A 20,539-nucleotide genomic window follows, 5' to 3' on the forward strand; every position below is an offset into this window, starting at 1 on the left:
CAACGCGGGCATTCGATCTTCAAGTGCGCCTTTCACCTGCTCCGGAACCGAAGGAGCGCTCCAGGGCAGCCATCAACACATGGGGCGCCAGGCGGTCCAGTTGGTCCACCGGCCTGCTGTCCCGCAGGGCGGGACACACGGTGACCATCCAGGCCGCAAAGTAGTTGTGGGCAATCCCCAAGGACATCGCCCGTTCAAACAGGCGCAGCACCACGGGGTGCAATGACAGGTCTTCGCGGAACTGGAAGCCCGGACAGTACGTGCCATCCGCCGAGAAGACGCGCACCAACCGCTGCATCACCGGCTCTGGATCCTCGTGCAGCTGCGACAGCCGTCCGCGGACTGCCTCCAGGCCCGGCAGGCCAAATTCAGCACCGAGTTGCTGCCAGAGCGCATCGGGAATCGGCCCGCGCAGATGTGCACTGGTCAGATGTGATGCAGGCACGTGGTGGCAACTCCCCAGATGGTGAGCTCGGAAAGGGCCGGCACACGGATATCCGGGTACCGTGGATTGTCCGCTTGGAGGATCACCCCGGATGGCGTGATGCGAAGCCTTTTGATGGTCAGCTCACCATCGAGGACAGCTACGACGACGGACCCGTCCTTGGGCTCCAGCGCTCGGTTGACGATCAACTCATCACCGTCGCTGATCCCGGCCCCCTCCATGGATTGCCCCGTCACCCTCACCACAAAAGTGCTGGTCACGTCCTTGATCAGGTGCTCGTTCAGGTCGATCCGGCCATCAAAATAGTCTTGTGCAGGCGATGGATACCCGGCTGCCACCGGGATGGGTGCCAGCAGTACTGACATCAGGGAAAAGCCCGCATCTATCACGCGGGGGCCGACGATCACGCCCACAACACACCTTTATTCGAATATATGTTCGATACTCGAGTGTACAGCGGATGACGGACATTGTGGCCACCCACCGAGCCGATGCCCGGGACACGGGTGGTGTTGCTCAGGCCTCCAAGCGAAAGGCGAGTACTTTTGGGGAAGGCCAAGGGAATACCTTCCTGGCTGGTACCCAAGGTAACTACAGTCGCTGGATCCGGCGCCCACTGCTGCCGCGACAGGTCCGTGCATCGCGTATTGGAGAACCATGACCCCCAGGGGCAAAGATGTGGCTGACGCGCTCAGCGCGGACATTACACGCGTTTTCAGAGAACGCTATCCGGAAGAACTGGCCCGCGCGCAGGCTGTACACGCACGGTCCGGGAAGGTGGTTCTCGCGTACATGTTTTCCTCCATCGCGCTGTGGTTCCTCGGTGCCGCCCTCTTCCTGGCCGGCATCATCAGCCCGGTCTTCGCCATCCTGGTGCCTGGACTGGTGACCTGCGCCTTCCTCACGGTCGTGCTCGTCGCCATTGTCCGGAACAGGGCTGCTTCGCGACCGATCGTCGAGTACGCGGAGCAGCTGGGTCATAAAGTCACCAGTGTCACCAAGAACCGCATTACAGTTGCCGCCCCGAAAGGCGCGATCACGGTGCCGGGGGAGTTCCGCGAGACGCGGAGGGTCACGCGCCGGCCATAATGCCCCGACGACGCCGGGATGTCAGTGCCCCACCCGATACCGTACGTGGGTGACGAGGCCGGTCCCGCGCACGTCGATCGGTTCAAGCTTCAGCTCGCCCATGTCCTCGAGCAATCGCTCGCCACCGCCCAGGATCACGGGCGAGATGTGAAGCCGCAACTCGTCCATCAGGCCGGCCGAGAGATATTGACGGGCAGTGTGGGCTCCACCGGCAATCGCCACATTCCTGTCCCCGGCGGCTTCCCGGGCCTGTGCCAACGCCGATTCGATGCCATCGGTGACGAAGTGGAAAGTGGTGCCACCCTCCATCTCCAGCGGTTCGTGGCTGTGGTGGGTGAGGACGAACACGGGTGCGTGGTACGGCGGCTCCTCGCCCCACCAACCCCGCCAGTCCTCAGACCACACATCGGCCCCCGGCCCGGCAAACATGTTCCGGCCCATGATGTAGGCCCCGGCTTCCAGAATGCCGGCGATCTCAGCGGCGTTGGCCTCCCGCTCCTCGAACTGCCAGCGGTGCAGGCTCTCGCCACGCTTCCCCAGCGGCTCTTCCGGGCTCTGGTGGGGTCCGGCAACAAATCCGTCAAGGGAAACAGTGAGATCACAGGTGACTCGACTCATGCGCCCATCCTGCCACCGTCCGCCCGGGGCGCCTAGCTTCCACCCCGGGCACCACCCCGCGCCGGCCACGACAGCAAAGTCACCCTCCGACCCCAGGCGGCGGACCTGTACGGCGGAACGGACGAGTCTTACCCTGAAGCTGTCTACCGGCGCGAAGATGCGAAAGAGAGTAAGGCCATGGCGCGCGATCCAAAACCCACGTTGGAGCAACTGAACATCCTGGTCGGCGAGTGGGACACGACAGTCCCCGGCAAAGAAGTTTCCGGCCGGACGACGTTCGAATGGCTGGAGGACGGGGGCTTCCTCATCCAGCGCTCCACTGTCCAGCGGCCCGAGTATCCCAACGCGGTCAGCATCATTGGCGCCACGGGCTCGGATGGAGCATTCCAGCAGCACTATTTCGACTCGCGGGGCGTTGCCCGGATCTTCGACATGACGCTCAAGGATAATGTTTGGACCCTTTTTCGGGACGGTCCGGACTGGCCCCAGCGCTTTGTTGGCCGTTTCAGCGAGGACGGCACCACCATCACTGCCCGTTTGGAACGCGGAACCTACCCCGGCGGCCCGTTGGAGCACGACTTCGACATGATCTACGCCCGCATTGCCTAACGCCTCCTGAATCCGGTTACTCCACCTCATTTACAGATGCCCTGCCCGGTGGGAACATAAGCCCCATAGTCCGCGGAGGCATCGCCCGGCCACGCCCGGCACCGTCACCTGCAGCTATGTAGTCAGCTCTCCTCTGAGAGGAACGGCCATGGGTCGTCTGGGGACCGGGAACAGTGGGGATGCGGGGTCTGAGCCCGCTTCTGATCCGCCACGCCACCGGGGCAATGGGATCGAAAAAGTCGACGTCGTGGTGGTGGGTTCCGGTTTCGGCGGCTCGGTGGCTGCTCTTCGGCTGGCCGAAGCCGGGCAATCCGTGGTGCTCATGGAGCGCGGCAAACCGTACCCGCCGGGCAGCTTCGCCCGCTCTCCCTCCGAGATGGGCCGGAACTTCTGGGACCCGGACCGCGGCTTGTACGGGCTCTTCGATGCGTGGACGTTCCGTGGCACCGAGGGTCTGGTGTCCAGCGGCTTGGGCGGCGGTTCGCTGATTTACGCCAATGTGCTGCTGCGCAAGGACGAGAAGTGGTTCGTCAACGAATCTCCCATCCCCGGAGGCGGCTACGAGAACTGGCCCTTCACCCGGGCAGACCTCGATCCGTACTATGACGCTGCCGAAGCCATGCTCCAGCCTGTCCCCTACCCCTACAAGGACACGGCCAAGACCCTGGCCATGGAGCAGTCCGCGGCGAGCCTGGGCCTCTCCATCAGCCGCCCGCCCCTTGCCATTACGTTCTCCCCCGCACCGGACACGGAGCCACGGACCAACCACGCGCTGCCGCTGCCCGGCTACGGCAGCATCCATGGCCCCGCCACGGTGCGGACTACGTGCACTCTCAGCGGCGAATGCGACATCGGGTGCAATGCCGGCGCCAAGAACACGCTGGACCACAACTACGTTTCAGCGGCAGCCTCCAAGGGCGCCGACGTCCGTACGTTCCATGACGTCCGCGGAATCCGGCCGCTGAATGCCGGAACGCAGGCCGGAGGCTACGAAGTCCGGTACGTGGTCCACCGTCCGGATCGCCAGGGCGAACTCCTCACCGAACGCATCATCCATTGCCGCCGGCTCATCCTGGGTGCGGGCACGTTCGGCACCAATTTCCTGCTGCTGCGCAACCGCGCCTCGCTTCCCGGCCTCAGCGACGCCCTGGGCACCCGTTTCAGTGGCAACGGCGACCTCCTGACATTCATCATGGGTGCAAAGACTCCCCCCACCAACGGCTCGCGGCCGGGCGTGCGAACGCTCACCGGAAGCAAGGGGCCGGTGATCACCACCGCGATCAGGGTTCCGGATGCCCACGACGACGACGGCGATGGCCGCGGCTTCTATGTGGAGGACGCCGGGTATCCGGCTTTCATGAACTGGCTCATCGAGACAGCCCAACTGCGAACCACCGTCAAGCGGACGGCGAAGGTTGCGGGGCAACTGCTCAAAGACAGGCTGTTCGACGCCGGCCGGTCCAACGTGTCCGCCGACCTCGCCGCCGCGTTGGGTGACGGCCGGCTGTCGTCCAGTTCGGTGCCGATGCTGGGGATGGGCAGGGACATTCCCGACGGCGTCATGACCCTTCGCGACGGAAGGCTCGCCATAGCGTGGACCATGGCCACGTCCAAGGAGTACTTCGGCCGTGTCCGCGAAACGATGGAGTCGATTTCCCAGGACCTGGACGGGGACTTCATTGACAACCCCCTCTGGTGGGCCAAGCGGGTCATTACGGTCCACCCGATCGGAGGTGCTCCCTCCGGCCGGCACCCAGGTGAGGCCGTCTGCGATTCCTACGGCGAGGTGTTCGGGTATCCGGGATTGTTCGTCGTGGATGGGGCCGCGATGCCCGGGCCGGTGGGTGCGAACCCGTCGCTGACCATTGCCGCGTTCGCTGAGCGTACCTGTGCGCACATCATCGGGGACGCAGACAAGGCGGCCCACCGGGGCATCAGCCCCGCAGACGCGGCCGGCTCCGGGGGTGACAGCGGAACGGTTGCCGCCCAGCGGGAGGCGGCCGGCGCCGTCGTCGACGTCGGCGCTTCCGCTCCGCGCGCTTTGGCGCCGGACGCCACCAAGGGTAAGGGCGCACCCGAGGAACAGCCTGCGAGCGCCGTGTCTGAGGTGCCCGCGGCGCGGAGCCGGGGCTTGGGAATGCCCGGCGCGCCCGGTAAGGAAGCGACCTCCGTGCGGTTCACCGAACAGATGCACGGGTGGTTCAGTCCCGGAACCACCGATCCGGAGAAGGGTCGCAGCTTGGGACGGGACCGGAGCCGGAAGATCATGTTTGAGCTGACCATCACCGCAGAGGACATCGACGCGTTCGCGGCAGATCCGAACCACCTGGCCAAGGCTGAGGGCTACGTGCTGGCGGACTACTTCGGCGGACGGATGCCGGTGGAGCGTGGTTGGTTCAATCTGTTTGTCCAGGACGCCTCCGCCGACGGCGCACCGGCCAGGCGCATGCTGTACCGGTTGTGGCTCCGGGATCCGGGCGGCACGCCGTTCACGTTCACCGGATACAAACTCATTCACAACGAGGCAGGTTTCGACCTTTGGCCGGACACCACCACCCTTTACGCCACCATCCTCCGAGGCCATGTTCCGCCGGATACCGCGCCGCCGGATACCGGCTCCCCGGACACACTGGGCACGGGCGGCACCGGGCACACGGGCCGCCCCGGGCACACAGGCGGCGCAGCGCATGAAGGCAGTGTCGGCGCCGGTATCCTCCATATCCGGCCCCTGGACTTCGCGAAGCAACTCACCACGTTCCGTGCCGAGGGGCCCGCCCCCGCGGCGGGCCTCATGACCTTCGGGAAGCTGTTCGGCGGCGAGCTTTGGCAGGTCTACGGGCGGGGACTCAAGCGCGTCCCGTTCCCGTTCAAGCCACAGCGATGAAAAGCCGGGAGCTCGCGAAACACCAGGCTGTTCTGGGCTTCACACCCCAGACGGCCGTTCGTTGGCTCTCTCCCATGTCTCTTGCCCGGACTGCGTTGAAGGTCGCGGCCGCCACCGTGTTTGCCGACTTTGGCGACAAGCGCGAACTTGAGGGCAGCTTCCCTGCCGATTTCCTGCGCCTCGACAAGCTCCCGGCCGCCGGCCAGCCCGCGCAGCCCCCTGTCAGCAGCCGCGGCCTTCCCTCGCCTGCCGACCTCCAGGAGGAGCGCGCCGCCGGACCGGGAACGTCGGCGATGTGGATCGACTTCGCTGCGGACCTCGGCGATGGTTTCGACGCCACCTACACGGTGGCGTCCTTACTGGCCCAGGACAAGCTGGCCGTGGACGGTCATGAACTCCCCCGGGGCCGGGTGCTGGTCCTGGGCGGGGACGAGGTCTACCCGGTAGCTTCCCCGGCAGCCTACGAGAACCGGATGGCGGGCCCTTACCGGACGGCATTCCCCGCCCGGGGTCACCTGAATCCCGTGCCCGTCATGCTCGCGCTCCCCGGAAACCACGACTGGTACGACGGCCTCACCTCGTTCATCCGGACGTTCACCAGACAACGGAGCATCGGTGGCTGGCGGACCATTCAAACCCGAAGCTACTTCGCCGTCCGGCTCACCGGCGGCCCGCCCGGACCGGGCAGGGACGGTACACCCGGATGGTGGTTACTCGGCCTCGACAGCCAATTGGGCCAGTACATTGATGAGCCGCAACTGGACTACTTCTACCGGAACGTCACCTTGCAACTGCAGCCCGGCGACGCGATCATCCTCTGCGTCGCCGCTCCGTTCTGGGTTGACGCCGTTGAACCTGGCCGGGGTGAATTCCGACAGGTGAACTTCTTCGAGCAGGACTACCTGCGCCGCCGCTTCGACCCCTCAACCGGCCTGTTCGAAGCCACAGGTGCCAGCGTCCGGCTGTGGCTCACCGGCGACCTCCACCATTACTCCCGCTACGAAGACTCCCACTCCCAGGAAAACTCCCGCACCCAGAACCAGGCGCCGGATCCCGGCAGCACCCACATGATCACGTGCGGGCTCGGAGGCGCCTACCTTTCGGATACGCACGGACTGCCTGGGAGAATCACCCTCCCGGCCCCGGCTGCGGCGGGTGAATCGTCCAGCACCCACTACGCTGTCGCCACAGGCGCAGGACACACAGGCGCAGGACACACGGGCGAAGCCCGCACTTTCACCCGGATGCCCACCACCTTCCCCGGCCAAGGAGACTCCCGCCTGCTCGGCCCGCAACTGGCCAACCCTTTTTCACAGTTCTGGCTACCCCTCCGAAACCCCGGCTTCGGGCTGACGCTCGGCATCGTGCACGTGGTAGCTGCCCTGACTGTGTGGACGGTCTTCAGCGCTTTCCGTGGGGAGTCGTTCGTCGACAGCCTGCGCAGCCTGACCCGCGTGAACACCATCGTGCTGGTGACCATCATGGTCCTGGCCATCCCGCTGCTCCTGGCTATCGGCTCCCTGCTCACGCGTTGGTGGGGCGTGGCCACGGCGGGCATCGTCGTTTTTACCCGCGGCGCTCTGTACCAGCTGGCCGCGCTCGCGGTGAGTGCCGCCGTCGTGATCCTGGTTCCCTGGCCGGAGAGCTGGCCGGACCTTCTCATCCTGCTGCTGGCACTGGCCCTGGTACACGTGGCCGGGTGGGCGGTGGGCAGCGAGGCCTTTGCGTTGTACATCCTGGCGACACCCAGCGGCGAGGTTTCCTCGTGGAAGATGTCCGGCCAGGCCATCGAAGACCACAAAGGTTTCCTCCGCATCCACCTGGCACCCGACGGGACCCTCACCGTCTACCCGCTGATGGTGGACACCATCTGCCGCGACTGGCAGCTGGCAACAAACGACGACGGCGCGCGGCTGGTTCCTGCTTCCGGTCTACCTGCCGTGCGGCTGCTTGAAGAACCCATCACCATCGCACGGAAGGGAAGCACCCCATGATCATCACCCGTGCCGAGCACAGGACCGAGGTCATCCCGATCCGTGCCCGGGACAACACACCCTTGAGCCTGGTCCATGTCACCTCGCCGGTCGAAGCCGGCAAGGGGCCAGTGATGCTGGTCCACGGCTCCGGCGTCCGGGCCGAACTGTTCAGGCCGCCGGTCCGGACCACCATCGTCGATGTCCTCCTTGAGGACGGCTGGGATGTATGGATGCTGAACTGGCGGGCGTCCATCGACCTTGATCCGCTGTCCTGGACGCTCGCGGACGCCGCCGTGTACGACCATCCCGCCGCCGTCGAGCATGTCCTGAACGCTACCGGCGCGGAAACCATGAAAGCCGTCATCCACTGCCAAGGGTCCACATCGTTCACGATGTCTGCGGTGGCCGGGCTGCTGCCACAGGTGGACACCATCGTGTCCAACGCCGTGTCCCTGCACCCGGTGGTACCGGCATTCTCCCGGCTGAAAATCGACTACCTCACCCCAGTGGTCAAGGCCTTCACGCCGTACCTGTCACCGGCGTGGGGCTACAAGTCGCAGGGCTACTTCACCCGGGCCATCCGGGGCCTGGTCAAAGCCACGCACCATGAATGCGACAACACGGTCTGCAAGATGGTCAGCTTCACCTACGGCAGCGGCCGTCCCGCCCTCTGGTCCCATGAAAACCTCGACGACGCCACCCACCAATGGCTCACAGGCGAGTTCGCCGAGGTGCCCGTGACGTTCTTCGAGGAAATGGGCCGCAGCATCAAGGCCGGGCACATGGTCGCTGCCGGCCACCACCCCGAGCTCCCGGAGAACCTGGTGGCCGAAGCGCCGCAGACCGATGCGAGGTTCGCCTTCATCGCCGGCCTGGACAACCTGTGCTTCCTGCCCGAAAGCCAGCAGCGCACGTACGCCTTCTTCCAAAAGCACCGCCCCGGCAAGGACTCCCTCCACCTCATTCCCGGCTACGGCCACCTGGATGTCTTCTTCGGCGAGCACGCCTGGCAGGACACCTTTCCCGTGATCGTCGACGAGTTGAACGGACACCCGAACAACAGCACAGCCCAGGAGCCGCAACCATGAAAAACCTCACCGAACTGGCCACACCGTTGCTCAAGCTCCTGCCGTCACCGATCCCCAGGCGGCAGGAACGGCTTCGCGGGCAGCATGCCTTCGCAGACGGGATCAGGTACGTCATGCCGGTCAATTCCGACGACTCACCCGTGCTGATGGCGGCCTTCCCCATCAACAAGCGGGCAGCCGCCGCGGCACTGCCCGGTTCCGAGATGCGGCCGTTCATCCTCGGCGGCAAAGGGCTGCTGGTGGTGACGGTGGTCAACTACAAATCCACCGACATCGGCAAGTACATCGAATACTCCCTGGCCATCGCCATCACCCACGGCAGCAGGCCAGCACCGCCCATTCTTCCGCTGCTCTTCCAGAAGACCTTCAAGCTGGGCCAGTTCGTAGTGGACCTGCCCGTGAGTTCCGAGGTGTCCGTGAAGGGCGGCAAGGGAATCTGGGGCATGCCCAAACACCAGGCCAACCTGGACTTCGTGGTCACCGACACCACCGTGTCAGCCCAGTACGACAAGGACGGTCATTTGGGTTGCTACATCGAAATCGAACGCCCGGTAGCACCAAGTCCACTAGCGGTCCCCCTCAAACTGGCCGCCTCCAACTACTGCGTCTTCCGGAACATGCTCTGGAAATCGGACATCTACTTCGAGGCCACCGGGGATATCGCCCTCGGCGCCCAAGCCAAGGCGCGGCTCATCCTCGGTGACGCTCCCGGCGTCGAGCCTTTGAAGAACCTGCAAGTGGAGCCCAAACCGGTATTCACCGCCTGGCTGCCCCAAGCCCACGGTGTCCTGGACGACCACTACGAAGCCTGGTTCCTCACCGCCCCCACCCAGCTCGAAGCAGTGGCCCTGCGCGGCGGGGACATGATGGACAGCGTCGTCGACCTGGGCCAAGGGCAGGAATGGCTGGCGCCGCCGGACCGGAGCCGGATCCCCGGCGCTGCCGCCCCAAGCCCCGAGCCCACAGGCGGTGCCCAATGAACTGGCTCCTCCTGCTCAATGCCCTCTACTTCCTCTTCGGCGCCACCATGTACGTGGGCACCATGTGGGTCCTCAAGTTCTTCCTCTACCCCACATGGGAATCGTTGGCCCGCGACAACGTCGACATGCATTTCGGTATCCCGACTCGCGCTGCCACCAAGTTCTTCACCATCGTGGTACCCATCATGTTCATCTCCGGCGGCATCCTTGTCTGGTCCGAGTGGGGCACCGTCAGGGTCATCCCCGCCGTCATCTGCCTGGTGGGAATCATCGTCCTGACCTGGGTGGGCCAAGGCATCATCATCCCCATCAACATCCGGATCCGCGGCGGCGACTTCGCAGACGACACTGAGCTCCGGTCGCTGCTCAAACGGTGGATGATGCTCAACGACATCCGCTTCTACGTCTCCACCCTGACGTGGGCCGCCATGGTGTGGCTGCTGGTGGACCGTGGCCGGCTGCTGGAGTCGTTCGCATGACCGCCCACCAGCCCACACAGCCCTCGCACCCGGGGCACCCGTCCCGCTCCCGAAAAGACCACCCTCCCGGCACCGTCGCCTGGGCCCTCGCCGATCCCCTCCGCGCAGTGCTCGCCGTGATCGCCATCATCACGGTCCTGACCGGAGCCGTCCAGGTTCCCTTCGGCGGTCAGGTCCTGCAGCTGATCGGCGCGGAATCCACCCCGGAAACCCGCCAACTCTTCGGCACCGTGGGCATGTTCATGGTGATCGTCGGCGGACTGCTGCTCCACACCCTGCTGAACACCGCGCCATCCCCCGACGTGGTGCTGTGGTCCGGAATCCAGAAAACAGGGGCCTTCGGGGCAGTAGACATCGGCGTCCTCAACGGCGTCTTCTCACCCCTCGCGCTGGCAGTCGCCGTCTTCGACCTCGCGACGGCGGTACTCCTCTTCATCTATTGGCGCCGCATCACCGCCGCACCACCCACGGCAGGGCCGGCAGGATGACACACCCCGCGAAACGCTCCCTGGTCCTCGCCGGCGGCGGCATGAGGGTGGCATGGCAGGCAGGAGTAGTGAAGGCGCTCGCCGAGGAGGGCCTGGAGTTTCAGCACGTGGACGGCACCTCCGGCGGAATCCTCACGGCCGGCATGCTGCTCTCCGGGGTGTCACCTGAGGAGATGTGCGCCCGCTGGCCCGGCGTGGACGTCAAGGATTTCGGCTCCGCGTTGCCCGTCGGTGACTACCTGAAAGGCCCGTGGTCCCTTCCGGCCCTGGGCGACGCCGATGGAATCCTCGGCAAGGTCTTCCCCGCCCTGGGAATCAACGACGCCACCATCCGTGCCCGTGCCGCTGAACCGGACGCCGTCGAAGGTTCCTTCAACGTCGTGGAGTTCACCGGGAAGCGCTGCCACGCGATCGACGCAACCGCCATTGACGCCGAGCTCATGGCGGCGGGCATGTCGCTCCCCCTTTTCCTGACTCCCCTGCGCCGTGACGGAAAGATCTGGACTGATGCCGTCTGGGTCAGGGACGCCAACGTGGCTGAAGCACTTAGGCGCGGTGCAGACGAGGTGTGGCTGGTCTGGTGCATCGGCAACACGCCGTACTGGGGCGACGGACCGCTGGAACAGTACGTGCACATGATCGAGATGAGTGCCATGGGTGCGCTGCTGGCCGATTTCGAGGCCGCCGCGGCTGCCCGGCGCGAATTTGTGCTGCACGTGGTCCGGCCCCGGCATCCGCTTCCGTTGGATCCGGAGTTCTACCTTGGGAGGATCGACGCCGGGACCCTGATCGGCATGGGCTACCGGGACGCCCGCGCCTACCTTGACACGATGACGCCAACCGGGCTTGCCAAGGACGCGAACTGCACCGCGATGACAGAACCGGCACCGGGGGTCCGTTTCCATGACACCCTGCGGGGCGAACTGGACGGTTCACCCGTGACATTCAAAGCCACGGTGGTTCTTCCCTCCGATCCCGGTGACGAAGCACCACACGTCAGCGGCTATCTGGAACACCCCCGGTTCGGGCGGGCGTACCTGGCAGGCGGGCGGGTGGAAGCGACAGGGGACGAGGTCGCGTATCACGCCCGGATAAGGTTCGACGACGGGTGGCACGGTGTTGCCGTCAAGCGCACCTTGCACGACGACCCCGGTCCGGACGCCTGGGCGGATTCGCGGCGTGCCCGGCTGGAAGTGGGTGGGCTGGTTGCCGACCTGACCATGGGCCTGGCTGAAACTGCGGCGCTCCTTGCCTCCGTTGAGCCCGTGGGTGCCCACGGATTCGTGGACCGGGCCGGGGCCGTTGCGGCGTTCGCGGGCAACGGTTTCCGGGAGGTGCTCCGCCGTTACCGGGGCCCGGCCGCGAGCCAAGTGTGACCCACGTTATTACCGGCCGGTAAACACCACGCTACGGATGCGCCAAAGATGGCAACAGCGGGGAAACACCCACGAAAAACCGGCCCCCTAGGCTGATGGTCAACAGCAGGTCATCTGAGCGAAAGGGCCAAACATGTCCGCCACCCCGTCCGCATCTTCCCTTCACATCGTCATTGCCGGCGCCGGCCCCGCGGCCCAGGCTCTGGTGCGGCGGCTTGCCGGAAGCTCAGACTCCCGGCAACGCGCTTTCGACGGGACCATCACCGTGCTCAGCAACCGTGATGAGTGCCCGGACGCGCTGTTGGAACTTGCCGGGCTGCCCCAGGTTTCAGTCCGCTTCGGCCAAGCGGCCAGCTTCATCGACGCCAACGCCAAAATCGTCACCACCGTGGACGGACTGGACTTCTCCTATGACCAACTGGTCATCGCAACCGGCTCAGCCCCTGCCCTCCCGCCCGTTGCCGGTGCCGAATCAAGCCTGAGCTACTCCACCATTGACGACGCCGCCACCATCGGCGAGGCCGTCAAGGACGTCACCCGGATCGTGGGGCGCCGCCCCCTGGGCATCCTGGTGGGCAACGGACCCGCAGCGGGCCAGGCAGAAGCCGTCCTGCGGGCCCGCGGAGTCCGCCCCGTCCGCACCACCCTTCGCCCGACCGCCGTCGTAGCGTCCACCGCTGCCACCGCAACCGTTGCTTCCGCGGCCGGTGAACCGGGCTCCACACCGCAGGCCACCGGCATTCTTTTTGAGGATGGCAGCAGCATGAACGGCGACCTTGTGGTGCTTGCCGAGGAACGCACCGCCCGCAACGACCTCGCCGCGAGCGCCGGGCTGAGGGTAGCGCCCGACGGCGGCATAGCAGTTGGGCGTGACCTCGCCACGTCGGTCCCGGGCATCTGGGCGATCGGCGACGCCGCTTCCTGCGACGGCCTCCGTCTTGGCCTGCTTCTCTCGGCCGAATCCTCCGCGATGCTGTGCGCATCCGGAATGCTCCTGGGCACCATGGGCCTGGTGGATCAGGAGGTTCCGCTGGCCGCCTAGCCGGTCCGGCGCGCCCGCCTTCCACGGCGCCCAACGCCTCCCTGCGGTCTGCGAGCCATGTGGCAAGATGGTCCTTTGACGGGCAGTGACAACCCTGCGGCCACCGGGCCGGCCACGCCCTGCACGGAAGGATCCCATGAGCAACCAAGCCGTCGCCCCTGCGAACATTGCCTCCTACATCGACCACACCCTGTTGAAGCCGGAGGCAAGCGAAGCCGACGTCCTCAAGGTGTGTGCCGAGGCCATCGAGTACCGGTTCAAGTCAGTGTGCGTGAACCCGGTATGGGTCAAGACCGTCACCAAGGCCCTCAAGGGTTCCGGCGTGCTCACGTGCTCGGTGATCGGTTTCCCCCTGGGTGCCACACCCAGCGACGTGAAGTCCTTCGAAGCCCGTGGAGCTGTGCTGGACGGTGCAGACGAAATCGACATGGTAATCAACATGGCATCCGCACGTGCCAACGACAAGGGTGCCTTGGTTGACGACATCAAGGCCGTCGCCGAGACGGTCCACGCCGGTGAAGCGATCCTGAAGGTCATCATCGAGACATCCATGTTGACCGATGAGCAAAAGGTCATCGCCTGCCAGGCAGCCGTGGAAGCCGGAGCGGACTTCGTTAAGACCTCCACCGGATTCAACGGCGGCGGCGCCACGGTCGAAGACGTTGCCTTGATGCGCAAGACGGTTGGACCGGATCTGGGAGTCAAGGCCTCCGGTGGAGTGCGTTCCCTCGCCGATGCACAGGCTATGATTGCTGCTGGTGCAACACGTATCGGAGCGAGTTCCGGAATTGCCATTGTCAAGGGTGAACAAGGTTCATCCGCCTACTGAGGCTTCCGCAACCGCCAGAGATTTTTGAGCCCCGCGGGGCCGAGGAGGAACGAATGACCAAGAACGCAACAAGCGCCCCCATTGAACGCGAGAACAACCTGGGCACAAGCATTGTGCTGTTCGTGGTCATGATCGTGCTCTTTCTGGGTGCCATCTACTCGCTGTCCTTCCTGAGCCTGGAGAACCCGTGGCCGATGGCCGTTTGCCTGGGCCTGTTCGCCTTGGCCTTCTGGATTCCGCAGACCATTCTTGGCCGCTCTGATTCAGCCGGCGAGAGCTAAGCCCCGATATGTCGGGCAATGGCCCAGGCTTTGGCCTGGGCCATTTCCTTTTAACCAGCTGCTTTAACCAGATGGAAACCCGTGGAAGATAGGGTGTTGCCATGAAATCGGCGGTCCCGAAGGTTGCGTTGGTAGTGGTTGCCTTGGCCGCGGCCGGCCTCGGGATTGCCGTTGTCGCGCCCAAACCCGGGCCCGCGGGGCCGGCGTCGGGATTCTGCAGTTCCCCCGGCAGCCAAGCCACCCAGGTCAGGGAGTTCACCGTCAACGGCTACCTGGATCCGGAAGACACGTCCAAGGCCTTGCAGCAGCTCATCGACAACGCCTCCAAGGACGGCGGCGGGATTGTCCAGCTCCCCCAGGGAACGTTCACCGTGGGGAAGCCTTTGGTCCTCAAAAGCAACGTTGCCCTCACCGGAACCGGGCCGGCCACGGTGCTGAAGGCCGGGCCGGGCTTCCTGGACAGCAAGGGTCCGTTTGGCGGGCATCCGCTGATCACCACCAACGGAGCGCAGAACGTCACCATCTCCCACCTCACCGCGGACCACAGCGGCAACGAGGTGGACGGCAACGCCTCCGGGCGCCTGAATGAATACCTGGTGGACGTCCGCCACACTACCAATGCCTTGGTGGAAGATGTCCGCACAAGGAATCCATTCACGTACTCGATCGCCGTGGTAGCCAGCAGCAACTTCTGCATCCGCAACAACGACACGCTGGTGACCAGCAGCGGCAAGTATGACCAACTGGACGGCATCCACATCACCGACTCGCACGGCGGCTTGGTGGAGGGCAACACCGTTGATCAGCGCCAAGGCGACGATGGCGACGACGGCCTGGTGGCCCAGACCATTGGCGCTCCGGTTTACGACGTCACCTATCGGAACAACAAAGTCCGTGGCGGTTCACACGGATCCGGACTGCAGTTGGCGGTGGGAAAGCACGAGATCCATGACATCACCGTGGAAAACAACCGCTTCTGGGAATCCCCCAACGGCATCAAGATCGGATACTACGACGGCAATGCTGCTGTGCACGACATCGTGGTGAAGAACAACTCCGTCGTCGATACGCCGGGACCGTGGCTCGATTTCCAAGGAGACTTGAGGAACATTACGGTGACGGACAATGTCTCCTGCCAGAGCGGAGCCATGAAGCTGGGCGAGGCTCCGGGCAATGTTGTGTCCAATAACCGGGAAGGCTGCTGACCGGAGTCCTTCGGCAGGCAGCTCAAAAGGCCGGGACGAAGTAGGTCTCGGGCTTCACAGGAATTTCGCCGCTCGGAAACAGTGCATCTGCCTGGGTCGCGTACTGCCTGATTCTGGGGGGTTTGGCAGCGAGGCCCTGGTCCCAGCTCCATGGCACGTAACCCCACTGGGCCAACCGCGTTCCATCAGGTTCCGCGGTGAGGTCGTAGGGGAAATCCGAGTAAAGGACCAGACTGTCCCGCTGCGACATGCCCGCTTCCCTGGTGATGAGGTGGTCCACATGCCTGCCCACTCCCACAGGGCAGAACAGCAGTTCGGCTCCGGTCAGTCCCATGAGGGCGGCAACGTCGGTGCGAAGTTGCGTGATCAATGGCCGGTCACCGCCGGCGATCCGTCCCAGCGCGATGTCGAACCTGTAGGTGGGATAACGGTGGGTGATTTCCGGGAGAAGCCTGTCCCAGGCACCGCTGCCGAACTTGGGCACCTTCCGCTGGCGGAACAGCGCATCAACGGCGCCGAGATGGATCGATCGGATGCCCATGTCCGCCAGCACTGACATGTCCTCGGCTTTGCGGGCGTCAAACAACTCTCCGGCATCCTTAACCGCGCATTGGCCCAGGAAAGACCGGGCGGCCCGTGTGTGCGGTCCCGGCGACGCTTCGGTGAACAGGGTTGCCACGATCACTTCACGGCCCCGCGCCTGGGCCTCCATCAGCGCCCCGCAGGACAGCACGGCGTCATCCAGGTGGGGCGAGAGGAACAGCCACGGCGCATCACCAGAGAGGGACCGGTCGATTCGGGAATGGGGAGACACTGTCAAACCTTCCCCAGCAACGACGCGCGGTGGGACAGGTCCGTCGGTTCCGGGCGGGTGGGACCGGGAACCGCGGCCCGGTAGGCCACTCCCTGCAGAGCCGCCAGCCGGTCCCAGTCGTAGCCTGCGGCAAAGGCACGGCCGCGCGCGCCGACGTCGTCCAGCCCTGGTTGGGAGTACCGGTCCCCGAGCTCTTTGGCGAGGGCATCGACGTCGAACGCGTCCACCAGCCAGCCGGCACCCTCCGGAACGATCTCCCGCAGGCACGGAATGTCGAACGCGATAACCGGCGTCCCGGTGGCCAGTGCCTCAAGGGCGACCAGCCCGAAGGTTTCCTGCCGGGAGGGGCACACCACCAAGCGGGCATCGCTCATGGCTTCAAACTTGGCCTCCCCGGAAAGCCAACCGAGGAGCACAACACGGTCCGAGAGGCCGGCGGCCTCAATGGCTGCGCGCAGGGTTGCCTCATCAGGCCCGGTTCCTGCAATGAGCAGTTTCCCTTCGATTCGGCCGGAGCATTGGGCCCAGGCCGCCAACAAGAGGTCAAGGCCCTTGCCGGTGAACTCCAGCCGTCCAAGGCAAAGGATGTCCCGGCCAACTTTGGGCTCAGGTTTCCAGGCTGCCGGATCCACGCCGTTTCCGATCACGTCCACGTGGAGGTCCGGGTTCAGGGCAGTCAGACGGTCCGAAATTCCTTGCGAGACGGCGATGGCCCGCCCATGACTCCGGACGCCGAAGCGTTCCACCCAGTGCAGCGGGAGCTTGTACTGGCGTGCCTTATCCCGCGCATGGAGCCACTGCACCACGCCAATGGTCGGCCGTTTGGTCCACAGCGGCGCAGCCATGCTGGAGAAAGGAGCGAAAAAGTCCTCCACCACGAGGTCGGCGTCGGCACGGCGCTTCCGGACTTCAAACGGCAGTCGAACCACGTATCCCAGCAAACGGGCCATGCGGGTGCTTGCCTGGCCGAAACCGATCGGAACGTAATGCACGCCGTCCTGCACCCGTTCCTGCCATCCCGGATACCGGGTGGTCAGCACCGTGATCCGGAAGCCACTGGCCGCGAGGCGGCGGGCGGTCTCATGGGTCCGCACCGATCCACCGCCCGCGCCAGGCATACGGGGGTCCTCAAAGCCCAAGTGCAGGATTCTCATGGCCCTACCGTTCTGTCTCGTACGTTTTGGAGGGCGTGCCCGTGCCGTCGGCAGCTCCTGCGCTGAGATCGGCCGGTGCCACAAACCACAAAGTGGTGGAGCCGTTGGTGGGTCCCTCGGCGCTGAAGACCGGTGTTGCGTGCTGTTGGAGCCAGGTGAGCATCGCAGGGTTGGCGTAGCCGTAGCCTTGGCTGGTGGGGTGCGACTGCGTCAGGATGTAGTTGGCCCCGGCATCCTGCATCAGGGGTGCCGACGGCCACACCCCGAACCTCGGGTCATCGGCAAATGCGAACTCCCCGGTGCTGTTGGTGACGCTCACCCGTGCTTCCTTGGGCAAGTTGGTTTTCACCCAGTCCTTGACCTGGACAAAGCCGTTGTCCACCGTCAGGGCCGTCCGGGCACCGAGCACCACGGTCAACACCACGAAGCACAGGCCTGCCACGGCCAGGAACGTCCGGCCCCTGGCATGGCGTTCCCTGAGCTCGACCACCGCAAGCACCGAGCACAACACCCCGGCAATCATGACCCCGTAGCCATATTGTTCTTCGAAGGTTCCAAAGGCGGCACTGTACGCCCCTGCAGCGCCCAGGGCGAGACCAACCAGCCCGATCAGCCGGCGGTCCGCGCGGCGGCTGAAGCACAACAGCGCCCCGGCCACAGGACACAGCGCCAGCAACAGATAGCTGGTGCCGAAGTGCCCGCTCTGTTCGATCAGCCGGGTCACGATGTTCGGTGAACCTTCTGCGGTGAAGCCCGTGCTCTTTTCCAGTCCCGAGGCGCGCAGCAAGCCGCTGGTCTTCGCCTCGATCCAGTCCGGAAGGTGCGCCTGCGACGCCGCGATGGCCAGGTACGTCGCATACGGCACGGCAGCGCAAAGAAGTACGACGACGGCCTGCCGCCATGGCAGGGTCCGTTTCCAGATCACGGCGACGGCAACCGGACCGACCGTGCAGATGATGAAGAAGTCCTTGCACAGGACGGCATATCCCAGAAGCAGTCCGGCCCCGACAAACGGCAGCATGGTGGGCAGCTTTCCGGCCGTCCGCCGGGCGCCGTCCGAGTGGCTCGTAGCCGTCCTGGTGTGGTTCACCGTCATGGCGAGGAAACCCGCCAGGACGAAGGCCATCGCTGAGGTCTCCAGGAACGCGTGGCTGTTATTGCGCAGGATGAACGGCTCAAAGGCCAGGACCACGGCGGTGAGCCATGCCGTCGTCGGGGTGGCCAGGCGTCTGACCAGCAGGAAGCCGAGGCCGACGGTGACGGCTCCCAGGGCGGCATTGAGCCAGCGGAGCTGCAGGACCACGTCCACGATGTCGCCGGAGATGCCGAAGAGCTTGATGGCCCCGGCCTCCAACAGGAAGAAGCCCGGCGGGTGCAGGAAGAACGGGCCGTCCGGCAGGGTGGGGACCTGGCCCGTGGTGAGCGACTCCCCCAGGCGGACGTAGAGCACCTCATCCACCCACACTTCAAAGCCGCGCTCCAAGCCGAAAGCCCGGACTCCAAAAGCGGCAACTGACACAGCGGCGAACGCTGACGCAGGGCTGCCCATCACACGGAGTAAAGCTTCCTTGAGCCGGGACAGGACGGGCTCCTGGTCTTTCGAGCGCCGCCCGGCAGCCCGGGAGGGTGACCCGGACCGTCGTCGAACGGTCCCCCAGCCCGGCGTTGGCGGCAACAGGCCACGCTGGTGGGCCAGGACCGCGAGCCCGCTGACGGTCGCCAGGACCAGCCATACCGTGGGCTGCAGCTGGCCGGCAACCGCCAGGACCAGGAGGAGCATCCCGGCACCGGCCACCAGACGTCCAACGCCTCTGACGGGGCCAAGGGCCGAAAGGACCGGCCACGAAATGAGTGTCAGCACCACCGCGGCAAGGACGGCGCCGATGGCCGAGCCCATGGCCAGGCCACCGACGGCCGCCACGTGCCACCCTGCCCACAGTCCGGCCACCACCAGAAGGCACGCGTACGCCAGGCCGATTTGGCAGCGGCGGTAGGCCCGCAACGCCAGGAGGATGGTGGCCAGGACGGTCAGCACGGCGTAACCCAATCCGGCGGCAGCCAGCCAGGGCAAAAGTTCCAAGGAACCGTGATACTTCTCCGGAATGATCACGCCGGCAAAAACCGGGGGCGCCGTGGCAATAATGGCGAAGGCCACCACGGCAAGTTGGCTGAAGGAAGCGAAAGCGGAGCCAAGCACGTGCCGGGCGTTGATTCCGGGGGTGCGGAGCAGGGGGAACGCCACCAAAGCGGTACCCGCCGCCACGTAAACCGGGCCCTTGGCGATGGTGGCCAGGGCCTGGAATCCTGCAGCAGCGGACCCTTCGTCCAGGAATGCCATCACCACCACATCAATGCCCACCAGCACCGAGGCCACGCACAGTACAGAAGCGATATCGGCTGTCTCGGCCCACCGCCACTTGTGCCGGAGCACTCCCGGGCGCCATTGCAGGTCCCGGTAGAAGGGCCAGGGAACAACCACCAGGGCGAGAGCTCCCAGGGCGAATCCGAGGATAGCTCCCACAGCCCCCCAGGCAAGGGCGACCACCAGGAGGCTGAATCCCAAGCGAAGCAGCACCTCACCAATGGTTGTCAGCGCGTACCACCTGAAGCGCAGTTCACCCTGCAACCAGCCCGACGGCGCCGCCATCACAAAGACTGCCAGCGAACCAAGCGCTACCGCAGCGGCGAGTGCCGGCGTCGCAAAGGCCAACGTCAGGGCACCGGTGATCACGGCGGCGCAGATGCCGGCGAGGCAGGAGACAAAGACCGAAAAAGCCAAGCCTTCCCGGCGACCCTCAGAGCCTGCAGGGTGGACGGCGACAACGTGGGACAGGGGCAGGGGAACCAGAGCGGAAGCGACGATGCCCGCGACCCCCAGAAGCATCGCGCCGGCTGCGAACTGAGTGTAGTCCGCAGTTCCCAGCATGGTGGCCATCAACAGTGTGCAGGCGTAGCTGAGGACGCCCACCACGCCGGCAGACAGCGACAGGATGCCGCTGTTTTCGGCGACCTTGGCACCGGTATCACCAGCAGGTGCCCCGGGTGGTTCCGTGCCGGGTGGTTCCGTGCCGGGTCCCGCGGGGCGTTTCGCCGCCGCTTCCGGACGCTCCAGTGCAAGGACAGCATCCTTCTGCCCGATGTCACGCATGGTTTCAGTCATGGTTCCCCCTCAAATCGCCTAC

General features: G+C 65.3%; 19 protein-coding genes. 13 read left to right on the plus strand and 6 right to left on the minus strand.

Going from position 1 to position 20,539, the window contains the following annotated elements:
- Window positions 1-19: 19 nt before the first annotated feature.
- Together QF015_RS03840 and QF015_RS03845 are read right to left on the minus strand one after the other, a co-directional pair.
- Window positions 20-445, minus strand: coding sequence for a hypothetical protein (locus tag QF015_RS03840; RefSeq protein ID WP_310201560.1), 426 nt, complete (start codon window positions 443-445; stop codon window positions 20-22).
- On the minus strand, window positions 427-858 hold the full coding sequence (locus QF015_RS03845) for a LexA family protein (protein WP_310201562.1): 432 nt from the start codon (window positions 856-858) through the stop codon (window positions 427-429). Before QF015_RS03845 ends, QF015_RS03840 begins: the two co-directional genes overlap by 19 nt.
- Window positions 859-1,102: 244 nt before the next feature.
- On the opposite strand from QF015_RS03845, the gene QF015_RS03850 reads away from it, so the two are divergent.
- Complete coding sequence (locus QF015_RS03850; protein ID WP_429387164.1) at window positions 1,103-1,534, plus strand: hypothetical protein; 432 nt, start codon at window positions 1,103-1,105, stop codon at window positions 1,532-1,534.
- A gap of 21 nt (window positions 1,535-1,555) precedes the next feature.
- Here QF015_RS03850 and QF015_RS03855 read toward each other — a convergent pair whose 3' ends face one another.
- Window positions 1,556-2,152: a dihydrofolate reductase family protein gene (locus QF015_RS03855; RefSeq protein WP_429387166.1), complete on the minus strand. Its 597-nt coding sequence runs from the start codon at window positions 2,150-2,152 to the stop codon at window positions 1,556-1,558.
- A 177-nt stretch (window positions 2,153-2,329) separates the two neighbouring features.
- On the opposite strand from QF015_RS03855, the gene QF015_RS03860 reads away from it, so the two are divergent.
- From QF015_RS03860 to QF015_RS03915, 12 genes are all read left to right on the plus strand, one after another.
- Complete coding sequence (locus tag QF015_RS03860; RefSeq protein WP_310201568.1) at window positions 2,330-2,761, plus strand: hypothetical protein; 432 nt, start codon at window positions 2,330-2,332, stop codon at window positions 2,759-2,761.
- A 148-nt stretch (window positions 2,762-2,909) separates the two neighbouring features.
- Window positions 2,910-5,645 (plus strand): GMC family oxidoreductase, encoded by a 2,736-nt coding sequence (locus QF015_RS03865; protein WP_429387169.1) that lies wholly within the window; start codon window positions 2,910-2,912, stop codon window positions 5,643-5,645.
- Window positions 5,646-5,719: 74 nt separating this feature from the next.
- The gene (locus QF015_RS03870) at window positions 5,720-7,639 is read left to right on the plus strand and encodes a hypothetical protein (protein WP_429387171.1); all 1,920 of its coding nucleotides are present in this window, start codon (window positions 5,720-5,722) and stop codon (window positions 7,637-7,639) included.
- The gene (locus QF015_RS03875; protein ID WP_429387173.1) at window positions 7,636-8,709 is read left to right on the plus strand and encodes an alpha/beta fold hydrolase; all 1,074 of its coding nucleotides are present in this window, start codon (window positions 7,636-7,638) and stop codon (window positions 8,707-8,709) included. Before QF015_RS03870 ends, QF015_RS03875 begins: the two co-directional genes overlap by 4 nt.
- Window positions 8,706-9,689 (plus strand): acetoacetate decarboxylase family protein, encoded by a 984-nt coding sequence (locus QF015_RS03880; RefSeq protein WP_310201577.1) that lies wholly within the window; start codon window positions 8,706-8,708, stop codon window positions 9,687-9,689. The genes QF015_RS03875 and QF015_RS03880 overlap by 4 nt, the downstream gene beginning before the upstream one ends.
- The gene (locus QF015_RS03885) at window positions 9,686-10,168 is read left to right on the plus strand and encodes a hypothetical protein (protein ID WP_310201579.1); all 483 of its coding nucleotides are present in this window, start codon (window positions 9,686-9,688) and stop codon (window positions 10,166-10,168) included. Before QF015_RS03880 ends, QF015_RS03885 begins: the two co-directional genes overlap by 4 nt.
- Window positions 10,165-10,656: a hypothetical protein gene (locus tag QF015_RS03890; protein WP_429387177.1), complete on the plus strand. Its 492-nt coding sequence runs from the start codon at window positions 10,165-10,167 to the stop codon at window positions 10,654-10,656. Before QF015_RS03885 ends, QF015_RS03890 begins: the two co-directional genes overlap by 4 nt.
- Complete coding sequence (locus tag QF015_RS03895) at window positions 10,653-12,032, plus strand: patatin-like phospholipase family protein (protein WP_429387179.1); 1,380 nt, start codon at window positions 10,653-10,655, stop codon at window positions 12,030-12,032. The genes QF015_RS03890 and QF015_RS03895 overlap by 4 nt, the downstream gene beginning before the upstream one ends.
- 133 nt (window positions 12,033-12,165) lie before the next feature.
- Entirely contained in the window at window positions 12,166-13,074 is a 909-nt protein-coding gene (locus QF015_RS03900) for an FAD-dependent oxidoreductase (RefSeq protein ID WP_429387181.1), read from the plus strand.
- A gap of 136 nt (window positions 13,075-13,210) precedes the next feature.
- On the plus strand, window positions 13,211-13,903 hold the full coding sequence (gene deoC / locus QF015_RS03905) for a deoxyribose-phosphate aldolase (RefSeq protein ID WP_310201588.1): 693 nt from the start codon (window positions 13,211-13,213) through the stop codon (window positions 13,901-13,903).
- Window positions 13,904-13,956: 53 nt separating this feature from the next.
- Complete coding sequence (locus tag QF015_RS03910) at window positions 13,957-14,184, plus strand: hypothetical protein (RefSeq protein ID WP_310201590.1); 228 nt, start codon at window positions 13,957-13,959, stop codon at window positions 14,182-14,184.
- A 101-nt stretch (window positions 14,185-14,285) separates the two neighbouring features.
- The gene (locus QF015_RS03915) at window positions 14,286-15,389 is read left to right on the plus strand and encodes a glycosyl hydrolase family 28-related protein (RefSeq protein WP_310201592.1); all 1,104 of its coding nucleotides are present in this window, start codon (window positions 14,286-14,288) and stop codon (window positions 15,387-15,389) included.
- 22 nt (window positions 15,390-15,411) lie between these two features.
- On the opposite strand, the gene QF015_RS03920 is transcribed toward QF015_RS03915, so the two are convergent.
- From QF015_RS03920 to QF015_RS03930, 3 genes are read right to left on the minus strand one after another with little or no spacing between them, the layout of a single operon-like run.
- Entirely contained in the window at window positions 15,412-16,203 is a 792-nt protein-coding gene (locus QF015_RS03920; protein WP_429387184.1) for a PIG-L deacetylase family protein, read from the minus strand.
- A gap of 2 nt (window positions 16,204-16,205) precedes the next feature.
- The gene (locus tag QF015_RS03925) at window positions 16,206-17,357 is read right to left on the minus strand and encodes a glycosyltransferase family 4 protein (protein WP_310201596.1); all 1,152 of its coding nucleotides are present in this window, start codon (window positions 17,355-17,357) and stop codon (window positions 16,206-16,208) included.
- A gap of 4 nt (window positions 17,358-17,361) precedes the next feature.
- Window positions 17,362-20,517 (minus strand): oligosaccharide flippase family protein, encoded by a 3,156-nt coding sequence (locus tag QF015_RS03930; protein ID WP_429387186.1) that lies wholly within the window; start codon window positions 20,515-20,517, stop codon window positions 17,362-17,364.
- Window positions 20,518-20,539 lie beyond the last annotated feature (22 nt).

Source organism: Paenarthrobacter sp. TE4293, from assembly GCF_050435325.1.
Taxonomy (GTDB): domain Bacteria; phylum Actinomycetota; class Actinomycetes; order Actinomycetales; family Micrococcaceae; genus Arthrobacter; species Arthrobacter nitroguajacolicus_C.